General features: G+C 42.7%; 22 protein-coding genes. 5 read left to right on the top strand and 17 right to left on the bottom strand.

Going from position 1 to position 21,537, the window contains the following annotated elements; translation table 11 throughout:
* The 8 genes from ABXS85_RS01610 to dinG all read right to left on the bottom strand — a co-directional run bounded on the left by ABXS85_RS01610 (position 1) and on the right by dinG (position 8,543).
* Positions 1-783: a DUF4892 domain-containing protein gene (locus ABXS85_RS01610; RefSeq protein WP_353668308.1), complete on the bottom strand. Its 783-nt coding sequence runs from the start codon at positions 781-783 to the stop codon at positions 1-3.
* Between the two features lie 32 nt (positions 784-815).
* On the bottom strand, positions 816-1,679 hold the full coding sequence (locus tag ABXS85_RS01605) for an alpha/beta hydrolase (protein WP_353668307.1): 864 nt from the start codon (positions 1,677-1,679) through the stop codon (positions 816-818).
* A gap of 35 nt (positions 1,680-1,714) precedes the next feature.
* On the bottom strand, positions 1,715-2,191 hold the full coding sequence (gene sixA / locus ABXS85_RS01600) for a phosphohistidine phosphatase SixA (protein ID WP_353668306.1): 477 nt from the start codon (positions 2,189-2,191) through the stop codon (positions 1,715-1,717).
* Positions 2,181-2,465, bottom strand: coding sequence for a DUF4389 domain-containing protein (locus ABXS85_RS01595; RefSeq protein ID WP_353668305.1), 285 nt, complete (start codon positions 2,463-2,465; stop codon positions 2,181-2,183). The genes sixA and ABXS85_RS01595 overlap by 11 nt, the downstream gene beginning before the upstream one ends.
* The gene (locus ABXS85_RS01590) at positions 2,458-3,486 is read right to left on the bottom strand and encodes an NAD(P)H-dependent glycerol-3-phosphate dehydrogenase (RefSeq protein WP_353668304.1); all 1,029 of its coding nucleotides are present in this window, start codon (positions 3,484-3,486) and stop codon (positions 2,458-2,460) included. Before ABXS85_RS01590 ends, ABXS85_RS01595 begins: the two co-directional genes overlap by 8 nt.
* 26 nt (positions 3,487-3,512) lie before the next feature.
* A complete protein-coding gene (locus ABXS85_RS01585; RefSeq protein WP_353668303.1) occupies positions 3,513-4,934 on the bottom strand; it encodes a protein adenylyltransferase SelO in 1,422 nt (473 codons plus the stop codon).
* Between the two features lie 24 nt (positions 4,935-4,958).
* Positions 4,959-6,290: a DEAD/DEAH box helicase gene (locus ABXS85_RS01580; RefSeq protein WP_353668302.1), complete on the bottom strand. Its 1,332-nt coding sequence runs from the start codon at positions 6,288-6,290 to the stop codon at positions 4,959-4,961.
* A gap of 129 nt (positions 6,291-6,419) precedes the next feature.
* Positions 6,420-8,543: an ATP-dependent DNA helicase DinG gene (gene dinG / locus ABXS85_RS01575; RefSeq protein ID WP_353668301.1), complete on the bottom strand. Its 2,124-nt coding sequence runs from the start codon at positions 8,541-8,543 to the stop codon at positions 6,420-6,422.
* Between the two features lie 70 nt (positions 8,544-8,613).
* Here dinG and lexA point away from each other — a divergent pair, with 70 nt between their 5' ends.
* A complete protein-coding gene (gene lexA, locus ABXS85_RS01570; RefSeq protein WP_353668300.1) occupies positions 8,614-9,237 on the top strand; it encodes a transcriptional repressor LexA in 624 nt (207 codons plus the stop codon).
* Positions 9,238-9,340: 103 nt separating this feature from the next.
* Here lexA and ABXS85_RS01565 read toward each other — a convergent pair whose 3' ends face one another.
* From ABXS85_RS01565 to topA, 3 genes are read right to left on the bottom strand one after another with little or no spacing between them, the layout of a single operon-like run.
* The gene (locus ABXS85_RS01565) at positions 9,341-9,604 is read right to left on the bottom strand and encodes a hypothetical protein (RefSeq protein ID WP_353668299.1); all 264 of its coding nucleotides are present in this window, start codon (positions 9,602-9,604) and stop codon (positions 9,341-9,343) included.
* A gap of 1 nt (position 9,605) precedes the next feature.
* On the bottom strand, positions 9,606-10,073 hold the full coding sequence (locus ABXS85_RS01560; RefSeq protein ID WP_353668298.1) for a DUF6586 family protein: 468 nt from the start codon (positions 10,071-10,073) through the stop codon (positions 9,606-9,608).
* Entirely contained in the window at positions 10,070-12,703 is a 2,634-nt protein-coding gene (topA, locus tag ABXS85_RS01555; protein WP_353668297.1) for a type I DNA topoisomerase, read from the bottom strand. Before topA ends, ABXS85_RS01560 begins: the two co-directional genes overlap by 4 nt.
* A gap of 187 nt (positions 12,704-12,890) precedes the next feature.
* On the opposite strand from topA, the gene ABXS85_RS01550 reads away from it, so the two are divergent.
* Complete coding sequence (locus ABXS85_RS01550) at positions 12,891-13,655, top strand: DNA topoisomerase I (protein ID WP_353668296.1); 765 nt, start codon at positions 12,891-12,893, stop codon at positions 13,653-13,655.
* Between the two features lies 1 nt (position 13,656).
* On the opposite strand, the gene ABXS85_RS01545 is transcribed toward ABXS85_RS01550, so the two are convergent.
* The gene (locus tag ABXS85_RS01545; protein ID WP_353668295.1) at positions 13,657-14,154 is read right to left on the bottom strand and encodes a hypothetical protein; all 498 of its coding nucleotides are present in this window, start codon (positions 14,152-14,154) and stop codon (positions 13,657-13,659) included.
* Positions 14,155-14,218: 64 nt separating this feature from the next.
* Here ABXS85_RS01545 and ABXS85_RS01540 point away from each other — a divergent pair, with 64 nt between their 5' ends.
* Positions 14,219-14,650 carry a universal stress protein gene (locus ABXS85_RS01540; protein ID WP_353668294.1) on the top strand — a complete coding sequence of 144 codons (432 nt, stop codon included), beginning with the start codon at positions 14,219-14,221 and terminating at the stop codon, positions 14,648-14,650.
* A gap of 78 nt (positions 14,651-14,728) precedes the next feature.
* Here ABXS85_RS01540 and cysS read toward each other — a convergent pair whose 3' ends face one another.
* The 5 genes from cysS to ABXS85_RS01515 form a co-directional block, all read right to left on the bottom strand.
* Positions 14,729-16,111 carry a cysteine--tRNA ligase gene (gene cysS / locus ABXS85_RS01535; RefSeq protein WP_353668293.1) on the bottom strand — a complete coding sequence of 461 codons (1,383 nt, stop codon included), beginning with the start codon at positions 16,109-16,111 and terminating at the stop codon, positions 14,729-14,731.
* A 5-nt stretch (positions 16,112-16,116) separates the two neighbouring features.
* Positions 16,117-17,790, bottom strand: coding sequence for a glutamine--tRNA ligase/YqeY domain fusion protein (locus ABXS85_RS01530; RefSeq protein ID WP_353668292.1), 1,674 nt, complete (start codon positions 17,788-17,790; stop codon positions 16,117-16,119).
* 122 nt (positions 17,791-17,912) lie between these two features.
* Positions 17,913-18,239 (bottom strand): AzlD domain-containing protein, encoded by a 327-nt coding sequence (locus ABXS85_RS01525; RefSeq protein WP_353668291.1) that lies wholly within the window; start codon positions 18,237-18,239, stop codon positions 17,913-17,915.
* Positions 18,236-18,958 (bottom strand): AzlC family ABC transporter permease, encoded by a 723-nt coding sequence (locus tag ABXS85_RS01520; RefSeq protein WP_353668290.1) that lies wholly within the window; start codon positions 18,956-18,958, stop codon positions 18,236-18,238. Before ABXS85_RS01520 ends, ABXS85_RS01525 begins: the two co-directional genes overlap by 4 nt.
* Positions 18,955-19,935, bottom strand: a complete 981-nt coding sequence (locus ABXS85_RS01515; RefSeq protein ID WP_353668289.1) for a bifunctional helix-turn-helix transcriptional regulator/GNAT family N-acetyltransferase — start codon at positions 19,933-19,935, stop codon at positions 18,955-18,957. The genes ABXS85_RS01520 and ABXS85_RS01515 overlap by 4 nt, the downstream gene beginning before the upstream one ends.
* A 169-nt stretch (positions 19,936-20,104) precedes the next feature.
* On the opposite strand from ABXS85_RS01515, the gene queC reads away from it, so the two are divergent.
* Both queC and queE read left to right on the top strand, forming a co-directional pair.
* Positions 20,105-20,764, top strand: coding sequence for a 7-cyano-7-deazaguanine synthase QueC (queC, locus tag ABXS85_RS01510; RefSeq protein WP_353668288.1), 660 nt, complete (start codon positions 20,105-20,107; stop codon positions 20,762-20,764).
* Between the two features lie 104 nt (positions 20,765-20,868).
* The gene (gene queE, locus ABXS85_RS01505) at positions 20,869-21,519 is read left to right on the top strand and encodes a 7-carboxy-7-deazaguanine synthase (protein ID WP_353668287.1); all 651 of its coding nucleotides are present in this window, start codon (positions 20,869-20,871) and stop codon (positions 21,517-21,519) included.
* Positions 21,520-21,537 lie beyond the last annotated feature (18 nt).

Raw genomic sequence — 21,537 nt, 5'->3', positions numbered from 1 at the left:
TTAATCCTCTCTTACAAAGGTAATGCGATTCACGCCCAAACTGTCTTTTCCCATGTCCGCAAGATTGATAAATCTTACCCTGCTTGCCAACCTTTCTCCTAATGCTGACATGAGATTATCAATCTGTCGATCACCAAGCACAATAGCTGTTTCACCATTTTGCCTTTCACTGGTTACAAAACCCACCACCTTTTGTCCTGCTGGCAGATCACTTAAGAAACGTCGAATCCTTGGCACATCAGTTACTTCTAATTGAGCTAGAAAATTACGATCGGTTGTGCCTGATAATATAGATAGTTGATCTAGACGTACCATTACATCGCCCGCGCCGCGCCGATTAATGTACAAGACTTGATAAGTATTGTTGGAAGATTGAACAACTAACAAAGATTGATTTTGTTCTGAACCATATAGCAAGTATTCGCCAAAAAAGTCATTTGCCCAAGCATTACTGCTACCACAATTGCGACTTGAACACTCGAACAGCAAGGCTTGATTAGAAGTGGTTAACTGATCACGATAATGCTGATAAACCGCCTCTAATGAAGCGTTACGATCAATTTTGTAAAGTGAAGTAGTCAGATCACCGGTAAGTCGTAACACTTTTTCTGGCTCCCAGCCCCTTCCAGAACGCTGAATTTTAGCCAATGGCACTTCAACAGAGACCTGCTTATCAGAACGACTCTTGATTAACTGAGCATCACGAAAATCTTCAATACCGAGCGGCGCAGCATTAAGTGCAAAGCTTGATAAAATCGCCAATAAACTTATTGTCAATTTCATAGAGTCGTATCCTCGATTGTGTGTCTTGCTTATCAGTTTTGATCAATAAACTGTTTAATTTGAGTCGCTACTGTAAAACAAGTATCTGGCTCTAAATGGAAATGATGATTTCCTTCTAGCCATTGTAATTTTATCCATGGAAAGTATTGTTTACGTTGCTCAACAAAATCTGGATTATTAGCATAAATACCCTGACTGGCCATTAACGCCAAAGTAGGACATTTAATCTCCTGAATAAAAGCGGCCACACTCTCTTCATCCATTCGAAAGGGAGAAGGGAAAGTCAGCTTAGTATCATGTCGCCATGACCACCCGCCTTGCTCATCATCCTGAGCGCCACGCTCCACCAATAGTTTTGATGCGGATTTAGAAAGCTTAGTAAAACCCTCCATTCTCGCAAGCACCATGGCTTCTTTGTTCTCATATTGAGAAGTGCGTCCAAGCTTTAACTTAGCCATTTTATTAATCGCTCGCTGCAAGGTCACTGCTCTATCCTGTGGCGCTCCGGTCAATGGGCCCATATTATCCAATATAATTAATCCACGTACCTTATCTGGCGCTATTGCAGCAACTAACATGGCCACAGCACCTCCCATACTGTGCCCAATTAGCCAGACACTTTGTTTGGACTGATTCAAAATTGACACTGTATCAAGAACATAATCCCACAAATGATAAAAACTGCCAGCCGGTCTATGTCGTGATAAACCATGCCCAGCCATGTCCACCGCAGTGTGAGAAAAATCAGCAAGGTATGGCGCTAAATGAATAAAGCTAGCTGCGTTGTCCAGCCAACCATGTAAAGATAGTACTTTGATTGCAGAAGCGTCTTGCGACAGCCACTGCAAGGCTGCCAACTCAGTATGAGGCAGCTTAAAGACAACTTCATTTCCCATATTTGAACTACCATTCTATGAGATCAATTGATGATTTATTTTGGAGAGATATACCAACTCATTTGACAACAAGCAGCAGCAAAAAATTCCGCCTCGATGCAGACTAAAGTGCCAGTGGTCATGGCAAAATCCAACGGTAATACTTGATCAGTCAAATATTCCACCAAATCTTGCGCAAATGGCTGATGAGTGACCAATAAAATAGACTCACTTTTCTGCTGTTCAAGCCAATCGGTAACTTGCGATACTCGGCCGGCAGGTGTAATCAAATCATTCGTGAAAAATTGACTCCTCCCCCCTAACTCTGCCAAGAAGGTTTTAGCTGTTTGCTGCGCCCTTACATAAGGACTGACGACTACCGTATCCAGTGGACACTGCCTAGCTTTAAAAGATTGCGCTGACAACTTGGCTTCAGCTATACCAAGCTCTGTCAGCTCACGTTCGGCATCACCTGTTTGACTGTATGGACTGGCATTACCATGACGCAGTATATAGAGATGTTTAGGCATCATCTTCAGGTGTTACTTTTGGCCAAGGCTGAAATGGAAAAGGCTTTTCTTCCTCGGCAAAAGACAGGTAAGAAAAAATCTGACCGATAAACGCCGTCACATTCGTTAGCCAAGAAGACAAGGTTACCGGTTCTTGTTTAGAGCCTAATTTCACTAAACTCACCACCACAAGCAAAATACCAAATACTGTGATCGCTAGATTCAACACAAACCAATAAAACAACATAAAAATCAAACGAAACCAAAATTCTTGTTTGGCGTAGCCTGGTTTAGACATTTTTTGCCTCCTCATTTGTCGCAAATTCGACATCCCATTTCTGCTCTCCCGTCATCATAGAACCTACTAGAGATTCTATTGATGCCCCTGCAAATATTAGTTTAAACAAACCTTCTGCCAAAGGCATATAAAGTTGATGCTTATGAGCTTCTTCCACGACCATTTTAAGTGTATTAACCCCTTCAGCTACCTCACCAATAGAACCTATGGCTTCATCCAAATCCTGGCCAGAACCTATAGCAAAGCCAACACGATAATTCCGACTCAATGGCGAAGTACAAGTGGCAATCAAATCTCCCATACCAGCCAGCCCCAAAAAAGTCATTGGATTAGCACCAAAGTGCACAGCAAAACGACTCATCTCCGCCAAACTACGGGTCATAATCATCGACATGGTGTTTTCACCCACTTTCAATGCTTTGGCTAGACCACAAACAATGGCGTAAATATTTTTCAATGCACCTGCTAACTCTACGCCCTTACTATCGCGGTTTTCATAAACCCGGAAAGTCGGTGATTTGAGTAACTCTATCACTCGCTGGCGAACCAAGTCATCTGCACTAGCAATTACCGAACCTGTCATTTGTCCGGCAGCAATTTCCTTGGCCAAATTTGGCCCACTTAGCACACCAATTTTTTGCGTCACTGAATTACGGCGCAATACATCACTCATCAACTCAAAACGGTTTGGGTTAAAGCCTTTCGTTGTGCTAATTAGAATTTTATCGGGTGTCAACAGGGATTCTATGCGTTCCACAACTTGTTCAAAAGACTTCGATGGAATAGAAACAAACACAGTATCACTGTCACGTATCGCCTGCTCTAGGTTACTGGTTGCCAGCAATTCCTGGTGCAACGGGGCATTGGGTAGATAACGACTATTCAACCCTGTTAAATTAATTTCTTCTACTTGCTGTTCATTACGCATCCATTGGCTGACCTGATGCCCATTCTTAGCCATTATATTGGCCAGAGCAGTACCAAAACTTCCGCCACCCAACACACATACAGAATGCTTCATTTATTATTTCCTATTGTGATCATCTATTATGATGAACAACTGACTTCCAATGATTTCCCCCACTCAGGTGCACGTTGCGCCAGATCATTCGCAGCGTCATGATCCGCAAACGGGGAGTTTAATACATTCAACAAGCGTCGAAACGGAAGGTAATCGCCTCGCTCCGCAGCCTGTATGGCTTCATGAGCCAAATAATTACGTAAAATAAATTTCGGATTAACTGCCAACATGGCGTCTGAGACAGATGACCAATCCCCATCTTCTTTTAACCTTACCGATTGATACTCATGAAGCCAATCACGCATGGCTTCACGATCAATCACTTCATCGAGTATGGGGGCGAAATCATTTTGTTCAAGACTAGATAACAAGCGGAAAAATAAGGTGTAATCCATTTTCTCCTTACTCATAAGCTGCAATAACGGTGGCAAGAGCGCATGCAAATCTTGCTGCTTTTGCAAACCCATTTTAGCCATCATAAGATGGTCATAATGTGTTTGCAGTTGTGTTTCATAAGTCTGCAATATGGCAACCAGCTGATCTCGTGACAAATGCTCAGAAAAACAACGCATTAAGCAATTTAGATTCCATAAACCTACTCCCGGTTGACGAGAAAAAGCATAACGACCTTCATAATCTGAATGATTGCACACCCAACCTTCATCAAAATCTTCCATGAAACCATAAGGACCATAATCAATGGTCTCTCCTGTCATGGAGAAATTATCTGTGTTCATCACACCATGCTGAAAGCCAACTGACTGCCATTTGGCGATCATCTGCGCAGTTCTTTTTACCACTTCAAAAAGCATAGCCACTAAAGGCTGCTCTGCCGTTAAAGCGTCTGGAAAATACTGTTTAAGACAATAATCGATAAGCTGCTGTAACTCATCCTGCTTCCCCTGATAAAAGAAATACTCAAAATGACCAAAACGTATATGCCCGTGTGCACTTCTAAGCAACATAGCCCCGGGCTCAGGAATTTCCCGGTAAACCGCTTCACGACTATCGAACAAAGCTAACGCACGGGAAGTGGGTATTTGTAACGCTGCCATGGCTTCACTGGCTAAATATTCACGGATACATGAGCGCAATACTGCCCGACCATCACCACGGCGAGAATAAGGCGTTAATCCAGCGCCTTTCATATGAAGGTCATATAATCGTCCATCGGGGGCCCTGATCTCCCCTAATAAAACACCCCGACCATCCCCCAGCTGAGGAGAGAAGCCACCAAACTGATGACCTGCATAAACCATACTCAGGCTATTTGGCACAGACTCTTCACCTAATAAAATAGCGCGAGTCTCTGGGGATTTAAAATCAATCTCTAGAAAGGATGCCAGCGTCTGGTTACATTCAACCAAACGCTGTTCATGTAGTGGCTGAATCGCCACATGAGAGGAAAAAGCGTCACCTAGAGCTGCATAATGATGTTCTAACTTCATTTTTGCTCACTCAATATATTGGGCTTACTTGGAGGCATCAACCATGTATTCACAACGAATACTTTCGCCCACGGTTTTTTCGATTTCTGGAATCATGAAAGCATCGTCTTCACTAGCGAAGCTCACTGACTTGCCACTTTCGCCACCACGACCCGTTCGGCCAATGCGGTGCACATAATCTTCTGGATCTTCTGGTAAAGCATAGTTCACCACTAACTCAACATTGTCAACGTGAATGCCACGACCAGCAACATCCGTTGCGACCAGAACTTGAATCTTACCATCTTTAAAATTTTTCAGTGTTTTAACGCGCTTGTCCTGAGAAACCTCACCGGACAAGATGGCACAGTTGATCTTTTCCATCTTCAGACGCTCAAACAAATCACGGGTTTCGTCTCGACGGTTAGCAAAAATAATGGTTCTTTGCTCACCATTTTCTTCTATTAACTGCTTCAATACTGGCCATTTTTGCTCAGCTTCGACAGTATAAATAATCTGCTCAATGTTTTTATTGGTGGTTTCTTTCGGCACCACGGAGACTTCTCTCGGGAAGAAGGTCCATTGTTTCGCTAAAGCTTGAATGTCTTTCGGGAAAGTGGCACTGAACAACATAGTCTGACGAGATTCTTTGTATGGAGTCATACGAATAATGCTTTTCACATCTGGTATAAAGCCCATAGACAACATACGATCTGCCTCGTCTAACACCAAGCATTCCACCTTGTTAAGCAATACCTTACGACTGCGAGCAAAATCTAACAAGCGACCCGGAGTTGCGACAAGAATATCAACGTTTTCCGTTAGTAATGCTTGTTTTTGTCTCTCGTAGCTCAAGCCTCCCACCAATGAGACAACGTTAAGATGACAATTCGCCGTCAACTTCACTGCTTCATCAGCAATTTGCAAAGCCAGTTCACGTGTCGGCGCAATAATCAAACCACGAGCTAGGTTGTTGGCCCTATCTTCTTCAATAGGATAGTCCAAGAAGTCACTGATCATAGCGATCAAAAACGCGGCGGTTTTGCCCGTACCGGTTTGCGCTTGACCTATGATGTCATAGCCTTGCAAGGTTGTTGGTAATGTTTCTGCTTGAATTTCGCTGCAATACTCAAACCCCATTTCAGCAATGGATTTCAATACACGATCAGGCAAATTTAAGTCATGGAAGCGCAATTTACCTTCCAGTTCTGGCACCTGAAAATCGTCAATAGACCATACACCTTGCGCCGATTTAGCCGTATCCTTACTTGTGTTGCTCGCCTTACCTTGAGCTTTTCTTGGTCGTTTGCTTGGACGACGATTACGTTTCGGTTTCGCGTTACTGTCTGGTGTTACATCTTGATTTTGGTTTTCCATAATGGAACTTTGCACTTCTTCTGTTAAAGGTTAATTATCCGAGCAGGCAGTGTACCTAATTGCTAGGGCTTTATCATCTTTTCATTTGTAATCGACCACAGTCAGCCCGCCAATATCTATTTTTTCCAATCAAATCTGCTGATAAGGAGGTAAACTTTGAATTAACTGACTGCCGTAGCGCTTCGTTTTGAGGCGCTTATCCAATATATGAATATCCCCTGTATCCTTCTCGCTACGCAGCAATCGCCCTGTCGCCTGCACCAAGCGCAATGAAGCATCTGGTATGGTAATTTCCATAAAAGGATTGCCTCCGCGTTTTTGAATCCACTCAGCCAAAGTCGCTTCCACCGGATCGTCAGGCACGGCAAACGGAATTTTGGCTATATAGACAGACGTTAAGTAGCTTCCAGGCAAATCCACGCCTTCCGCAAAACTTGCCAAACCAAATAACAAACTGCCTTTTCCTTCATCTACACGTGCCTTATGCGAATCCAATATCACACGTTTCGACTGCTCTCCTTGAATGAGCATCATGTCTTTCAACGATTCATTAACGGCCTGCGCTACCTCTTCCATCTGACGGCGCGAAGAAAACAACACCAAGCTGGCGCCATCCACATCAATATTGTCGTTCAAATAAGTGACGATTTCTTTGGTATGCTGTTCAACTTGATTCGGCTCAGAGACCATATCAGGGATCCGCAAGCGGCCTTTATTTTGAAAATCAAAAGGGCTCATTACGCGCAAATATTCACTCTCACGAGGCACTCCTGAGCGCATATTGAAGCGATGAAATTGATTCAGGGCCGTCAGAGTGGCTGAGGTCACTACAGCACCAAAACATTTATCCCATAACTGCTGATGCAGAGTATTAGCTGCCAAAATGGGGGACGCGCCAAGCTCAATATCTTGCTCCATTCCCTGTCCAGAAAGAATCAACCATCTTGCATTCGGTGGATATTGTTCGTCATCGACCGTAGCGTAAAGCTGCCATAGGCCAATACTTTGTTCAATACGCCCTAAAATTGCCCCTAGAATTGGCTGCCAAGTTTCCGCCACTTCTGGTGTCACCCCCATGCCTTCATTCTGCTTGGCTTTTTTGCATTCATCCTGAATGCTTTCAATACTATTAAACAACTTTTGATAACTGGTACTCAAACTGTAGGCAAGTTGTCGTAATTCGTCTGGCACCACACCAAATTCGAATCTGTGTTGATTGTTATCCTGATCCAAGCCTAATCCATTAATATAGGGAGACAAGCCTTGCTGTGCGTACTGAATAAAATTGACTATGGTTTGAATTTGCTGAGGAATTTTAATCAATAGCTGTCCAGTCAAGCTCACTTCATCACTTAAATCTTGCTTCAGATTCACCAAATTTTTTTCCAGCTGACGAAGCCAACTGATGCTTTGTTGTAATCGAACTTCATGACGAAAATGACCAATGGCCTTATCAGGCAAATGATGGCCTTCATCGAACACATAAATGGTTTCTTTCGGTGGCGTCAGAATCGCACCGCCACCAAGGGATAAATCTGCTAAGACTAAATCGTGATTGGCAACGATCACATCCGCTACCTCGATTTCAGCACGAGCTTTGAAAAAAGGACAAGCGGAATAGTTGGCGCAATTTCGGTTGGTGCATTGCTGATGATCTGTGGTTAAACGTCGCCAATCTTGCTCGCGAATAATACCTTCCCAATTATCCTTGTCACCATCCCATTTACCTTTACTGAGGGCTTCATCCATTTCCTGATATAAGGGAGTATTGACATCATCCGATTGCAAATGCTGTTCAAACAAGCCAGCAAACATATCGTCCATGGCCTGTTCTTCTGCCCCTAAATACCCCTCTAAGTTATTTAAACAGAGATAGCGACCACGACCTTTTGCCAAAGTGTATTTAAAGCTGATGTCAGTGTGCTGCAAAATATCCGGCAGGTCTTTGTGCAAAATCTGCTCTTGCAGGGCAACAGTCGCAGTGGAAATGATGAGCTTAGCGCCGCGTGCCTTTGCAATAGGAATCGCTGCCAGACAATATGATAAGGTTTTCCCTGTCCCTGTACCGGCTTCTACCACAGCAACGTGCTTTTCACCTAAGCGTTCCCCTTCGCTGCCTTGTTTAATACTTCCTAAAGTACGGGCAATGGCACCTATCATTTGGCGTTGCCCTACTCTGGGTTGGTGAGATTTGGCATCCAGCATATTTCGGTAAGCGGACTGGATTTTATTTTTTAATTCGTCTGAAAGCATTTATTTTATTGAGAATCGTTAAGAATGCTGTATATAATAACAGTTACTGTATAAACAACCAGACAATGCCATGATTAAATTAACCAAAAGACAATCTGATGTACTTGACACCATTCGCGAGTTTATCAATGAAACCGGATTCCCACCAACACGTGCAGAAATCGCGAATAGACTTGGCTTCAAATCCCCCAATGCCGCAGAAGAACACTTAAAGGCCCTTTGTAAAAAAGGCGCCATCGAAATGCTGTCAGGCGCTTCTCGTGGCATACGTTTAATCGAACCAAGTGAAAGTGCCAATCAAGAAGACGATCTAGGCCTTCCCGTTATTGGTAAAGTGGCGGCAGGATACCCTATCTTGGCACAAGAAAACATAGATACTCACGTTACTGTACCTGCCAATATGTTTTCCCCTAAAGCGGATTACTTTTTATCCGTATCCGGCACCAGTATGAAAAACATCGGTATTATGGAAGGAGACTTGCTCGCGGTACACAAAACCAATACGGTTCGTAACGGTCAGATAGTGGTGGCCAGAATTGGCGACGAAGTAACCGTAAAGCGATTCGAACAAAAAGGTCGTATTGTGCGTCTGATTCCAGAAAACGAAGATTACCAAGACATTGTGGTGGATTTAGAAAGTGAAGAGTTTGCTATTGAAGGTTTGTCCGTTGGTGTTATTCGTCAAGGCTTATAATCATTCCGCAAGTCAAACACTTGACATCAAATGACTGGCAAAAAAGGTGGCAACAACCACCTTTTTTGTTTTTCTGGTCTTTCCATTCAAGAAAACTTATTTGTTAATGTAGAATTTTCGGGCGAAAATCTTCTTCTAAATATTCCGTACCTTCCTCAATGACAGACTCATCCGAATAGACATAATCAATACCTGCATGAAACATACATTTTGCCAATTCAAAATACCTATCTTGTAGGTAGGATTTGGTTTTATCTGAAATTTTCAAAGTCGCCAAAGGCTCTGTTTCCTCACCACTGTCACTGGCCGGGCGTAATACAATGTCGCCGTTATCCAGCTCAACAATTTCAAGGTAAGATTCTTTCATACTAATACTCGGAGGACTCTTCTCTAAAACGTAACACCAAGTCAGTTAGCTTGGATAAATATAAATTTAATGAGGCACTGTCGTCACTGCCCACACCAATTAGGTTGGTTCGATCGACCGCCGCTTGATTCATATGACAATCGAGCTGTTGCTGATAAAGTGAGATTAATTGACTACACCATGATGAAGCTTGTTGTAGCAAATCATTTAACTCTATCAACACAGGCACCAATGACTGCTTTTCTTGCGCTTCTCGCAATAGGCTTGCTATATCCAACTTACCTGATAAACGATAGGCCAATTTAACTTCTTGTAATAAGCCATTTAAAGCACTGCGCAATTGAAACATAGCCGAATTTTCTAAACTAGAAATCAACCAAGCTTCATCGCTTGATTGGGCTAGCTCTATCAGACGACGAGCAGCATCTAATCTTTGATTTGTAATGCTAGCACTACTGGCAAGGCTCATTTTTTCTTCTTGCCTTCTTCAATTATCCATTTGCCATTATCGTAAAAAGCTTTCCAACCCGTTGGCTTACCTTCTTCCGTTTCCGTCATTATGTATTGCTCTTTGGTTTTACGGCTATAACGGATTAAGCTAGGACGACCTTCGCTGTCCTCAACAGGTGCATCTGCAAAGAAATGATACTTAGGATCAATTTGATCCATATAAGGCAGCAATTCTTTCACATAAGGTGCACGGGTTTCACGCTTACGAGGAAATTGGCTGGCAGCAAGGAACAAACCAGTCGCACCGTCACGCAAGACATAATGATCTTCCACCTTTTGACAAGCCAAATCAGGCATAGGAACAGGGTCCATTTTAGGCGGAGCAACTTCACCGTTCTTCAACAGCTTACGGGTGTTTTTACACTCTTCATTCGTGCAACCAAAGTATTTTCCAAAACGACCTGTTTTAAGCTGCATGTCAGACGAACATTTATCGCATTCTATTACTGGTCCATCATAACCTTTGATTTTAAAGCTACCTTCTTCTACTTCATATCCTGGGCAAGAAGGGTTGTTGCCACAAACATGCAGCTTACGACGCTCATCCATCAAGTAACTGTCCATGGCTGAACCGCAAATCTTACAGCGATGTTTATTAATCAGCGCCTTAGATTCACCCTCATCATCGTCTACAGCGACGGCTTCATCACCACGAATCAGGTTAATGGTCGCTTTACAACGTTCTTTAGGTGGCAGGGCATAACCGGAGCAAGACATGAATACACCTGTACTGGCAGTTCGAATCTGCATTGGACGACCACAGGTTGGACAATCTACATCCGTCGGTGTTGGTTCATTTAACATCATGCCATCATCTGGCGATTCTGCCCGTGCCAGCACATTGCTAAAATCTCGATAGAAAGCATTCAAGGTTTGAATCCAATCCTTATCTCCTTCAGCAATTTCATCCAATCGTTCTTCCATCTGTGCGGTGAAACTGAAATCCATCAAAGAAGTGAAACTATCCACCAGACGGTCAGTGACAATGTCACCCATTTTTTCGGCGTAAAAACGACGATTCTCCACACGCACGTAGCCACGATCTTGTATCGTTGAAATAATAGAAGCATAGGTAGATGGACGACCAATGCCTCGTTTTTCCAACTCTTTCACCAAGCTGGCTTCGCTAAAACGTGCCACAGGCTTGGTAAAATGCTGTTCAGGTAAAAGTTCATTAAGATCAAGATATTCGCCCTGAGCCACATCAGGCAAGATATTGTCTTCGCCTTTTTTCGCCACAGTCTGCATAGCTCGAGTGTAACCATCGAAACGTAAAATGCGCCCTTTAGCTTTTAGCTCATAATCATCTGCTGTCACAGTAATGGTTGTTGAGGTGTATTCGGCTGGCGTCATTTGACAAGCCATAAATTGACTGCGAATCAGGTCATACAAGCGATGGGCGTCTTTTTCCATGCCTAACAGGTCATCAACTCGTACATTCACATCTGAGGGACGGATGGCTTCGTGGGCCTCTTGGGCACCTTCTTTGCTAGAATAACGAATTGGCTCAGCTGGCAGATAGGCTTCACCGAACTGCTTCAGAATATAGTCACGCAATGAGTCAACCGCTTCTACACTCAAGTTGGTCGAGTCAGTACGCATATAAGTAATGTAACCCGCTTCGTATAAACGCTGTGCCAACATCATGGTTTTCTTAACGCCATAACCTAAACGAGTACTGGCCGCCTGCTGCAAGGTAGAGGTGATAAAGGGTGCAGAAGGTTTACTCTTAGTCGGCTTGTCTTCACGATTTTTGACCAAATACTTTGCCGATTGCAGTCGCATTACGTGTTCATCAGACTGGGCCTGATTAACTGGACGATATTCTTGCTCTTGGTATTTGGTGGTTTCAAACTTAATCACCTCTTTACTTGAGGTGGCTAACATAGCGTCTAATTCCCAAAATTCTTCAGGAACAAACGCTCGGATTTCGCGCTCGCGTTCAACAATCAAACGTACGGCGACAGATTGTACGCGACCAGCAGACAAACCTCGTGCCACTTTCGCCCACAGCAAAGGTGACACCATAAAGCCTACAACACGGTCAAGAAAACGTCGTGCTTGCTGAGCATTCACTCGGTTCATATCCAAGTCTGAAGGTGTTTCAAATGCAGATTGAATGGCTTTTTTGGTGATCTCATTAAACACCACACGCTTATAACGGCTGTCATCACCGCCAATGGCTTCACGCAAGTGCCATGCGATGGCCTCTCCCTCTCTATCCAAATCGGTTGCGAGATAGATGGTGTCAGCATTCTTGGCAAGGCGTTTGAGTTCATCAACCACCTTTTCTTTACCCGGCAGCACTTCATAATTTGCATGCCAATTGTCTTCAGGATCGACACCCATGCGTGCAATAAGCTGTTTACGAGCTTTACGACTTTTATACTCAAGCTTTTCTTCAGGACTCATTTTACGAGTCAAGGCTGCTTGCTTCGCCCTTTCCTGCGGCGTAGTAGTAGCAGTTTTTCCTGATGGCAAGTCACGAATGTGGCCGACACTCGACTTGACGACATAGTCATTGCCTAAGTACTTGTTAATTGTTTTCGCCTTAGCTGGCGATTCCACGATTACCAGTGATTTTCCCATTGAACTGTGTAAGCCTTATATAAAGTCGATCTGCAAATGTGTATTGCTCGAAGTTTCATCTTTCGGGCGCTGATATTAAGCAAACACCTTTTATATGACAAGCGATCCCTGTATTGTTTCAATAATAATTCTTGCTGAACTTGGTATTTCTTATTTAACATACTGAATTCATTGCTAAAGGACAATCATGGCTACTCTGCAAATTTTAACCATCGCGGTTTTAATCATCATAGTACTCTTATCTGTCATTGTTGGTTCGCGTGCTCATCAAAAAGAAAAGGAAATCACCGAACGCCGCGTTAAACAGTTACAGCTATCTAATCGAGCTGATCGGGTTGAATCTCACATTCGCGGTCTTAAGGACATTAATACCGATACCATTGCCTCTGATGTTCTCTATGACTTCTATCTAGACACACTTCGCGAGCTTCTGCAATACACAGACGATCCAGAGAAAATTGAAATCCGCATTGCCACGGCGGAAGAAGGTCGCGACATGGAACCTATTGAATTCAGCCCTGAACCTGAAATGTTCAGCTTTCAAGAAAAGAGCAACTACAAAGAAAGATTAACCAAACTTGCTAAAATGCTACTCTATTTACGCCGCAAAGGTCGCATAAGTAATGCTCACTATCAAGCCTGCTACGACTATTTACGTTGGCTCAATCTATGGATTCAGTTAAACCGTCAGATCGTTCAAGCCAACAAAAATTTTGACAGCGGCGACACTCGTGTTGCACAAACATTATATGGCGTCATTCTTTCTCATCTCAAATCAGACTCCATTGAACGCCCTGAAAAGAAAATACTAAAAACCTTTGTCACCGATCGTATGAAAGAAATTCTTGCACCACAAATAGCAGCCATGAAAGACAGTGAAAATCCTGAAGAGGCGCTGGCTAAATTGATGCAAAGTGTCGAATCACCAGAAGCACCAATGAAGCCTAAATAAGTCAATTATCATTAACGGCATGGACTTTTACTTCTTTTAAAGATTGCAGTAACTTGGCAATATCGTCCACACTTGACTCATCACCCTGCTCTTGCCAATAAAAATCAATACCGGATGACTGAATCTTAATTCCCTCTAAGCGCCCAGAGAATTCAATTAGCAACTGCTTTTGACTATCGCTGAGTGATAAAGGCACATTACTCCACCAACCTTTGGCTACTTCCTCATATTTCCAAACTTGATAAGGCAATAACCAATAAGCCTGAGAGACAGAATCTAATGGTTTTAGGTGGTACAGAGCATAATTCACGACTTTTTTACGAATCATTGATTTATCCCATTTGTCTGGGAAGTCAATTGAGGTAAGCTGAACCGTGAGGTTTCGCTGACGCGCATGCAAACGCAGAGCCATTCGTTGACGCTCTTTTTTTGGCGGCATAATCCACAATGCCGAACCCATTAAAGACAAAGCGATACAGATAACAATTAGAGCAGTCATAATAATGTCTCTCTTGATTTAAACTATAATAAATATATCTAGCCAACTCTGGAGGTTTTCTAGGATGTATAACAGAATTCTACTCGCTGTTGATCTAACGGATGAAAGTATCAAGGTGGCCAATGAGGCCGTCGGCTTATGTAAAGCCACTGGCGCAGAGCTAACTATCCTTCATGTTATCGAATCCCTTAATTACGCTTATGGTGGCGATGTGCCTATCGACATCACCGACATCCAAGCACAACTTCAAGACACAGCCAAAGAGCGCATCGACATTTTGAAGGATCAAATCGAGATTCCTGTTAAAGAGTGTTGCATTACTCAAGGTGGTATCGAAAGTGAAATCCATCGTATCGCTGAAGAAAAACAAGTCGATTTGATTGTGGTTGGCAGTCATTGTCGACATGGTCTAGCTCTACTACTTGGCTCAACCGCAAATGGTGTATTGCATGGCTCTCCTTGCGATGTATTAGCCGTTAAAGTTAATAAAGACTAATCCACATCAAATAAAGACAAACAAAACAAAGGCGACGCTGAAACAGCATCGCCTCTTTTTACATTACCTTCTAATGACTCAACTGCGCGTCCAAGTGGTGCCTTCACGACTGTCCAGCAATTCAATGCCTTGCGCGGCTAACTCATCACGAATTTCATCACTACGAGCAAAGTTTTTATCTTTACGCGCCTGCGTGCGCTCATCAATTAAGGCTTGAATAGCCGCTTCGTCTAATCCTTCGTTTATCGTACTATTTTGCAAGAAGTATTCAGGTTCTTGATGCAAAAGGCCTAACAATTCCGCTAAGGATTTCAGTTCAGCGGCCAGAGCTTGTGCTTTTGCTGGCGCTTCTGTTTTGGCTTTATTCAATTCACGAACCAATTCAAACAACACAGATACCGCCACAGGCGTATTAAAGTCATCGCACATGGCTTCTTCAAAACGTTTACTATACTCAGTTGCTTGATATGTCTCGGCAATATTCTGTTGGCGTAATGCCGTGTACAAACGTTCTAGACCAACTTTTGCTTCATTCAGGCTTTGATCTGAATAGTCAATTGGACTACGGTACTGACTAGACACCATTAGGTAACGAATGACTTCCGCATTGTACTTTTCCAACACATCACGCACTGTGAAAAAATTCCCTAAGGATTTAGACATTTTTTCATTGTTTACGCGTACCGCACCACAATGCATCCAGTAGTTCACATAGTCTTTACCTGTCGCGGCTTCGGACTGAGCAATCTCATTTTCATGATGGGGAAATTTCAGATCCGGGCCGCCGCCATGAATATCAAAGTGACTGCCTAGGCAGTTAGTTGACATGGCAGAACATTCAATGTGCCATCCAGGACGACCTTCTCCCCAAGGTGAAGACCAAGAAACTTCGCCTTCTTTAGCTTGTTTCCACAAGACAAAATCCGCTGGATGCTCTTTAGCAGCTTCCACATCAATACGCGCTCCCGCCAACATATCTTCCAGTTTACGGTTATTCAATTTACCGTATTCTTTAAACGCGGTGGCACGATAATAAACATCCCCCGATGAACCTTGGTAAGCAAAGCCTTTATCAATCAAGGTTTGCACCATATCAATGATTTCTTGCATGAATTCCGTGGCTTTCGGCTCACGATCAGGCATTTTATTGCCTAATCGCAATTCATCTTCACGTTGCGCCGCAATCATTCGCTCCGTTAAAGCTTGGGTCGATTCTTGGTTCTCTTCAGCACGTTTGATGATTTTATCGTCTACATCTGTGATATTACGTACATAATTTAATTGGTAACCAAGATGACGAATAAAACGTGAAATAACATCGAAAGAAATCATAGCGCGAGCATGACCAATGTGGCAGTAGTCATATACTGTGTTACCACACACGTACATACCCACTTTACCTTCTTCAATAGGTTTGAAAATTTCTTTTTTCCCGCTCAGGGTATTATAAATCTTCAACATCTCGCTTACTTTCCTTTTGCTTCAATTTTTGCCCATGAATCTCTTAATGTAACAGTACGATTAAAGATCAAACCTTCTTCCTTAGCATCACGACAAAAATAGCCTTCACGCTCAAATTGAAAACCTTGGCCTTTTGCCGCTTGAGCCAACGAAGGCTCTACTTTTGCTCCTGATAGCACAGTCAGTGATTCTGGATTAATGAAATCTAAGAAGGTTTTATCTGCATAGTTTGCATCTGGCGCTTCATTATCAAACAAACGATCGTACAAATTCACCGTCGCATCCAGCGCATGTTGCGCACTCACCCAATGAATAACGCCTTTTGGTTTATAACCTTCTGGATTAACCCCTAAGGTGTTTTCATCATAACGGCAACGCAATTCAATCACTTCGCCAGCATGATTCTTTATGACTTCATCACAGGTAATGACATATCCACCACGCAAACGAACAGCCCCATCTAAGGTTAAACGTTTCCACTTACGCGGAGGGACTTCGGCAAAATCAGCAGCATCTATGTACAACTCTTTGCTGAATGGTACTTGACGTTGACCTGCTGCTTCATTTTTAGGGTGATTGCTGACCGTAAAAATTTCTTCTTTATTTTCTGGATAGTTGGTCAACACAACTTTAATTGGATTTAATACGGCCATCGCACGGTTCGCATTGGCATCTAAGTCTTCACGAATAGCGTGTTCTAGCATGCCCACATCTACTACGCTATCAGACTTAGTGACACCAATACGCTCACAAAAGTTACGTATTGATGCTGCTGTATAACCACGACGACGCATGCCAGAAATGGTTGGCATACGTGGATCATCCCAACCAGTCACATGCTTTTCGTCCACTAGCTGTTTCAATTTACGTTTACTGGTGACAGTGTAATTTAAATTTAAACGGGCAAATTCAATTTGTTGCGGGTGAAAGGTCCCTAGAGACTCTAATATCCAATCGTATAAGGGACGATGATCCTGAAACTCCAGTGTGCAAATAGAATGTGTCACCCCTTCAATCGCATCGGATAAACCATGGGTAAAATCATACATAGGATAAACACACCATTTATCCCCCGTTTGATGATGATGCACATGGCGAACACGATAAATAATCGGATCACGCAAATTAATATTGGGGCTAGCCATGTCGATCTTGGCACGCAATACCACGTCACCATCAGCAAACTTACCTGCCTTCATATCATTGAAAAGGGCTAAATTCTCTCCAATGCTACGATCACGATAAGGACTATTTTTACCCGGTTCTTTTAGGGTGCCACGATATTCACGCATTTGCTCAGCGTTCAACTCACACACATAGGCCTTACCCAGCTCAATCAATTGAACAGCAAAATCATGTAATTGATCAAAGTAGTCTGATGCAAATTTAGGTTCGTCTTTCCAAGTAAAGCCCAACCATTCGACATCACCTTTAATGGACTCGATGTATTCGACACTTTCCTTTTCAGGGTTGGTATCATCAAAACGTAAGTTACATTGACCTTGATAACGCTCAGCAATACCGAAATTAAGACAAATGGACTTAGCATGTCCAATATGAAGATAGCCATTTGGTTCAGGCGGAAAACGGGTTAATACTTTGCCGCCATGCTTACCTGTTTCGTTATCTTTATCAATGATTTGAGTAATAAAATTACCTGGTTTTGACGTTTCTGACATGTTAACTGCAAGTCCTGATGAATATTCGACTGACGATAAAAAACTTTAACATGCGAGTATATCGTATTTCGTTTTCCATGGGTGACGAGTTATTGATTTTTTTATCGGTATAAGAATATTTTTTAAGCAATAAAGTAACGCGCAATAAAGAAAACCCCAACCCCAATCACTATGGTTAACAATTGATGCTGTCGCCAGATACCCACAGTAAAGGCAGCCAATGCACCCAATAACCAAGGATTGGTGAATTGAATAGCCAAGTGTTTATCTGGCATGAAGATCATTGGTGTAATAATGGCCGTCAACACGGCTACAGGAACGTATTTTAATGCTTGCTCTACATACAAGGGCATGGTGACTTTGTGTGCTCTGGCCAACAACACAAAGCGCACTCCAAAAGTCACCGCAAACATACCTACGAGGATAAAAACAGCTTGGCTAGTACTCATGACTCCACTCCTTCAAGAGCAGCTGGTTGGTGTTTAGAAGGATGTATTTGTTCAGCCCAAAACCCCACCAAGACACCAATCACAGCAGCACTTAGTAATCCTAAATTGTGTGGCAAATCAACCAACACAACGGAAGAAAACCCTGCGCTTAGGAAACACAGCCAGAAGGCCTGCGATTTCAAATATGGCGTGATAATACCGATAAAAGTGGCCACCATAGCAAACTCCAACCCCCATTCGCTCATCTCTGGTATCAACTCACCGGACAGCACACCCAAGGCAGTAGTGATATTCCACATCAGGTAGAAGGTTACAAACGAGCCTAAATAGGCTTTATGGCCATTGTCTAGGTTAAGCTTACCTTGATTGTAAAGTGGTCGTACCGCAGCATAGGTTTCATCAATTAAACCAAAGCCCATAACAAGCCGAAGTGAGAATGGTAGATGTTTCACGTATTTCACCATGTCGGCAGCGTATAATAAATGACGTAAATTAACGATAAAGGTGGTTGATACAATGACCCAAATAGGCGCATTGAGAGCAATTAGCCCTAGTGCTACGAACTGTGCAGAACCCGCAAACACAAAAGCCGACATAGCTAAAGCAAACCAAGGACTCAAACCATAACTTGATGCCAATGAACCGAACAAAATACCAAAGGGGATACCACCGATAATCATAGGAATAGACGCAACTATGCCCATTTTTACAGAATTCATTGTACTCGCTCTTTTCCCTCTAATTGTTTTTCCATATAAACATCTGCTCTTTCATAGTCCGAGCTCCTGGGTGCAACCTTTGTCACAAAACCATTTTTTTCATAGAGATGTTGCGCCGCTTTTAAACAAGCTGCCGTTTCCAAAAACACCTTGTTAACACCCTTATGCTTTGCCCTTTCAATACAATACTCTAATAGCTTCTGACCAATACCTTTGCCCTGACAATGATCCGCCACCGCCAATTTCAAAATTTCAGCTTGTTGATCATGCCATTTAATGGCCACAGCACCGACCACGCTCTCTTCAGCAAGGTTTTCAATCATCTCATTAGAGGCTGTGACGGCAAGAAATACCTCACCATTATGCTGCAACGCCCATTCCTCTGGTCGTTCTAATATAGCTAAGTCATATGCATTAATTTGCTCAGCAAAGTAACGCTTTAACCAAACCATATTTAAATGATAAAAGGCCTTGGCATGCTTTGTGGAATTCATTTTGACAATTTGAGTACCGACTAAGCGATCAACTACCTGAATCGCCATTTCATGAGAGAAGGTGTTTTGTTCTAGTTGCTCCAAAGCTGTCATAAAATTTTCACTGGAGAAACTCAACTGACGCTCCAACAAGTGTTGCATCTCCAATAACACAGGCTCCGCTTTAGACATGGCATAAGCACCAAACTCAGACAATTGCAACACACTAAGTCGTTGATCAGCCTTATCAAGCTGCTTGTCTAACAACCCCTCTTTAAGCATCTTAACCGTTTGCTTACTAACCGCAGGGTGACTCAACCTAAGCCGCTCAGCGATTTCTGTAACAGGCATATTCCCTTGCATCTGTAATAATCTCAGAATAGGAAAATAGGTCGCAGAAAAAGGCACTCCAGTCACACTATAAATTTCCTGTACTTGAGCAAACAAATAATCACTCAAACGCTTCAGTCGACTACCTAGCGTTAGCACACCAAATTGTTCCATAAAATGCATTCTCACCAGAAGTTGATACAAGAAGAGTAACAGGTAATTGCAATTTATGTAACTGGTTACGTAAATTTAATTTTGTCTTTCCTATAATTTTTAATAACAGATCAAAGCAGACAAAATCTGTTAGAATCTGCACTCATTTATCAATCAAAGAGGAGAATACATGTCAGACAAAGCCGTCGTGGTTTACTCAGGAGGAATGGATTCTTTTACTGTATTAAATACAGCGATTCAACAGGGATTAGAGGTTCATGCCATTTCGTTTAATTATGGCCAAAAACACAGTAAAGAGCTGCTCGTAGCGGCAGAAGTTTGTAAAGAGCTGAATATCCCTCATAAAGTGGTAGACATTACTGCGATTAACAGCCTAATGGCCAACTCCTCTTTAACAGGTGAGGCTGAGATTCCTGAAGGTCATTACGCTAATGACAATATGAAGTCTACTGTGGTACCAAATCGTAATATGGTGCTCTTGTCTATGGCAATCGCTTATGCCGTGTCATTGGAAGCAAGCAAAGTATTTTATGGCGCTCATTCTGGAGATCATCATATCTATCCAGACTGTCGACCTGAGTTTGTAGAAGCCATGAATGCTGTGGCCAAAATCGCCAACTACCAAGCTGTTGAAATCGTTACGCCATTTTTGCATAACAGCAAAGGAGAAATCCTAAAAGCGGGTTTAGCTATGCAATTGGATTACGCAAAGACCTGGACCTGTTATAATGGCAGAGAAAAATCTTGTGGCAAATGCGGAGCCTGCAATGAGCGCCTAGAAGCCTTTGCTGAACAAGGCACACAAGATCCATTATCATACGAAATCTAACAAAACTTAATTTAGTCTGGTTTTTGTTCCACAAATCCCCAGACCTTAAATAAAAGTGATTAACCCTTGCCTCGACTGTTTTCGAGATGTAACAGGTGTAACACATGTACTCTATTAAAGAAGCCTTTTATTCTTTACAAGGCGAAGGCGCCCACGCAGGCCGCCCTGCTCTTTTTTGTCGATTTACCGGCTGCAACTTATGGTCTGGTTTAGAAAAAACTCGGCTCAATTCAGAATGCCAATTTTGCGATACCGACTTTGTTGGTGTTGATGGTCAAAACGGTGGTAAATTTCGTCACGCAAACGAACTCAAAAACCATCTCGACACCTTATGGCCTGATAATCAAGCGCATAAATACGTCGTCTTTACCGGTGGTGAACCAGCCTTGCAATTGGATAAAAAACTCATCGATGAAATGAAGCAAGCTGGCTATACCATTGCCATAGAAACCAATGGCACACTGGACTTACCCGAAGGAATTGACTGGATATGCGTCAGCCCAAAAACCGTTCAACCTTTAAAGGTGAATAAAGGCAATGAATTAAAATTGGTCTTTCCACAAAGTCACTTACCACCGGAACATTTTGAGGGTTTGGCGTTTGATCACTTTTATCTGCAACCCATGGATCAAAGTCACTTAAACCAAAAACTCATCCATACCCCTGACGCACAAAACGCTACTTTAGCCTATTGTTTAGCACATCCAAGGTGGCGTCTTAGCTTACAAACACATAAAATGCTCAACATTGATTAGCTGTCTAATTTCAGACAC

The organism is Marinomonas sp. THO17 (assembly GCF_040436405.1).
Classification (GTDB): domain Bacteria; phylum Pseudomonadota; class Gammaproteobacteria; order Pseudomonadales; family Marinomonadaceae; genus Marinomonas.
The sequence above is the reverse complement of the archived record's forward strand: the minus strand, read 5'-3'. Positions and strand labels throughout refer to the sequence as shown.

Bases quoted from the DNA above. Each gene is read 5' to 3' on its own strand.
- ABXS85_RS01525 (WP_353668291.1), bottom strand. From the start codon at position 18,239: ATGAGTACTAGCCAAGCTGTTTTTATCCTCGTAGGTATGTTTGCGGTG.
- ABXS85_RS01590 (WP_353668304.1), bottom strand. From the start codon at position 3,486: ATGAAGCATTCTGTATGTGTGTTGGGTGGCGGAAGTTTTGGTACTGCT.
- queC (WP_353668288.1), top strand. From the start codon at position 20,105: ATGTCAGACAAAGCCGTCGTGGTTTACTCAGGAGGAATGGATTCTTTT.
- ABXS85_RS01540 (WP_353668294.1), top strand. From the start codon at position 14,219: ATGTATAACAGAATTCTACTCGCTGTTGATCTAACGGATGAAAGTATC.
- sixA (WP_353668306.1), bottom strand. From the start codon at position 2,191: ATGATGCCTAAACATCTCTATATACTGCGTCATGGTAATGCCAGTCCA.
- ABXS85_RS01580 (WP_353668302.1), bottom strand. From the start codon at position 6,290: ATGGAAAACCAAAATCAAGATGTAACACCAGACAGTAACGCGAAACCG.
- dinG (WP_353668301.1), bottom strand. From the start codon at position 8,543: ATGCTTTCAGACGAATTAAAAAATAAAATCCAGTCCGCTTACCGAAAT.
- ABXS85_RS01565 (WP_353668299.1), bottom strand. From the start codon at position 9,604: ATGAAAGAATCTTACCTTGAAATTGTTGAGCTGGATAACGGCGACATT.
- ABXS85_RS01605 (WP_353668307.1), bottom strand. From the start codon at position 1,679: ATGGGAAATGAAGTTGTCTTTAAGCTGCCTCATACTGAGTTGGCAGCC.
- cysS (WP_353668293.1), bottom strand. From the start codon at position 16,111: ATGTTGAAGATTTATAATACCCTGAGCGGGAAAAAAGAAATTTTCAAA.
- ABXS85_RS01515 (WP_353668289.1), bottom strand. From the start codon at position 19,935: ATGGAACAATTTGGTGTGCTAACGCTAGGTAGTCGACTGAAGCGTTTG.
- ABXS85_RS01560 (WP_353668298.1), bottom strand. From the start codon at position 10,073: ATGAGCCTTGCCAGTAGTGCTAGCATTACAAATCAAAGATTAGATGCT.
- ABXS85_RS01585 (WP_353668303.1), bottom strand. From the start codon at position 4,934: ATGAAGTTAGAACATCATTATGCAGCTCTAGGTGACGCTTTTTCCTCT.
- topA (WP_353668297.1), bottom strand. From the start codon at position 12,703: ATGGGAAAATCACTGGTAATCGTGGAATCGCCAGCTAAGGCGAAAACA.
- ABXS85_RS01610 (WP_353668308.1), bottom strand. From the start codon at position 783: ATGAAATTGACAATAAGTTTATTGGCGATTTTATCAAGCTTTGCACTT.
- ABXS85_RS01530 (WP_353668292.1), bottom strand. From the start codon at position 17,790: ATGTCAGAAACGTCAAAACCAGGTAATTTTATTACTCAAATCATTGAT.
- ABXS85_RS01520 (WP_353668290.1), bottom strand. From the start codon at position 18,958: ATGAATTCTGTAAAAATGGGCATAGTTGCGTCTATTCCTATGATTATC.
- lexA (WP_353668300.1), top strand. From the start codon at position 8,614: ATGATTAAATTAACCAAAAGACAATCTGATGTACTTGACACCATTCGC.
- queE (WP_353668287.1), top strand. From the start codon at position 20,869: ATGTACTCTATTAAAGAAGCCTTTTATTCTTTACAAGGCGAAGGCGCC.
- ABXS85_RS01550 (WP_353668296.1), top strand. From the start codon at position 12,891: ATGGCTACTCTGCAAATTTTAACCATCGCGGTTTTAATCATCATAGTA.
- ABXS85_RS01545 (WP_353668295.1), bottom strand. From the start codon at position 14,154: ATGACTGCTCTAATTGTTATCTGTATCGCTTTGTCTTTAATGGGTTCG.
- ABXS85_RS01595 (WP_353668305.1), bottom strand. From the start codon at position 2,465: ATGTCTAAACCAGGCTACGCCAAACAAGAATTTTGGTTTCGTTTGATT.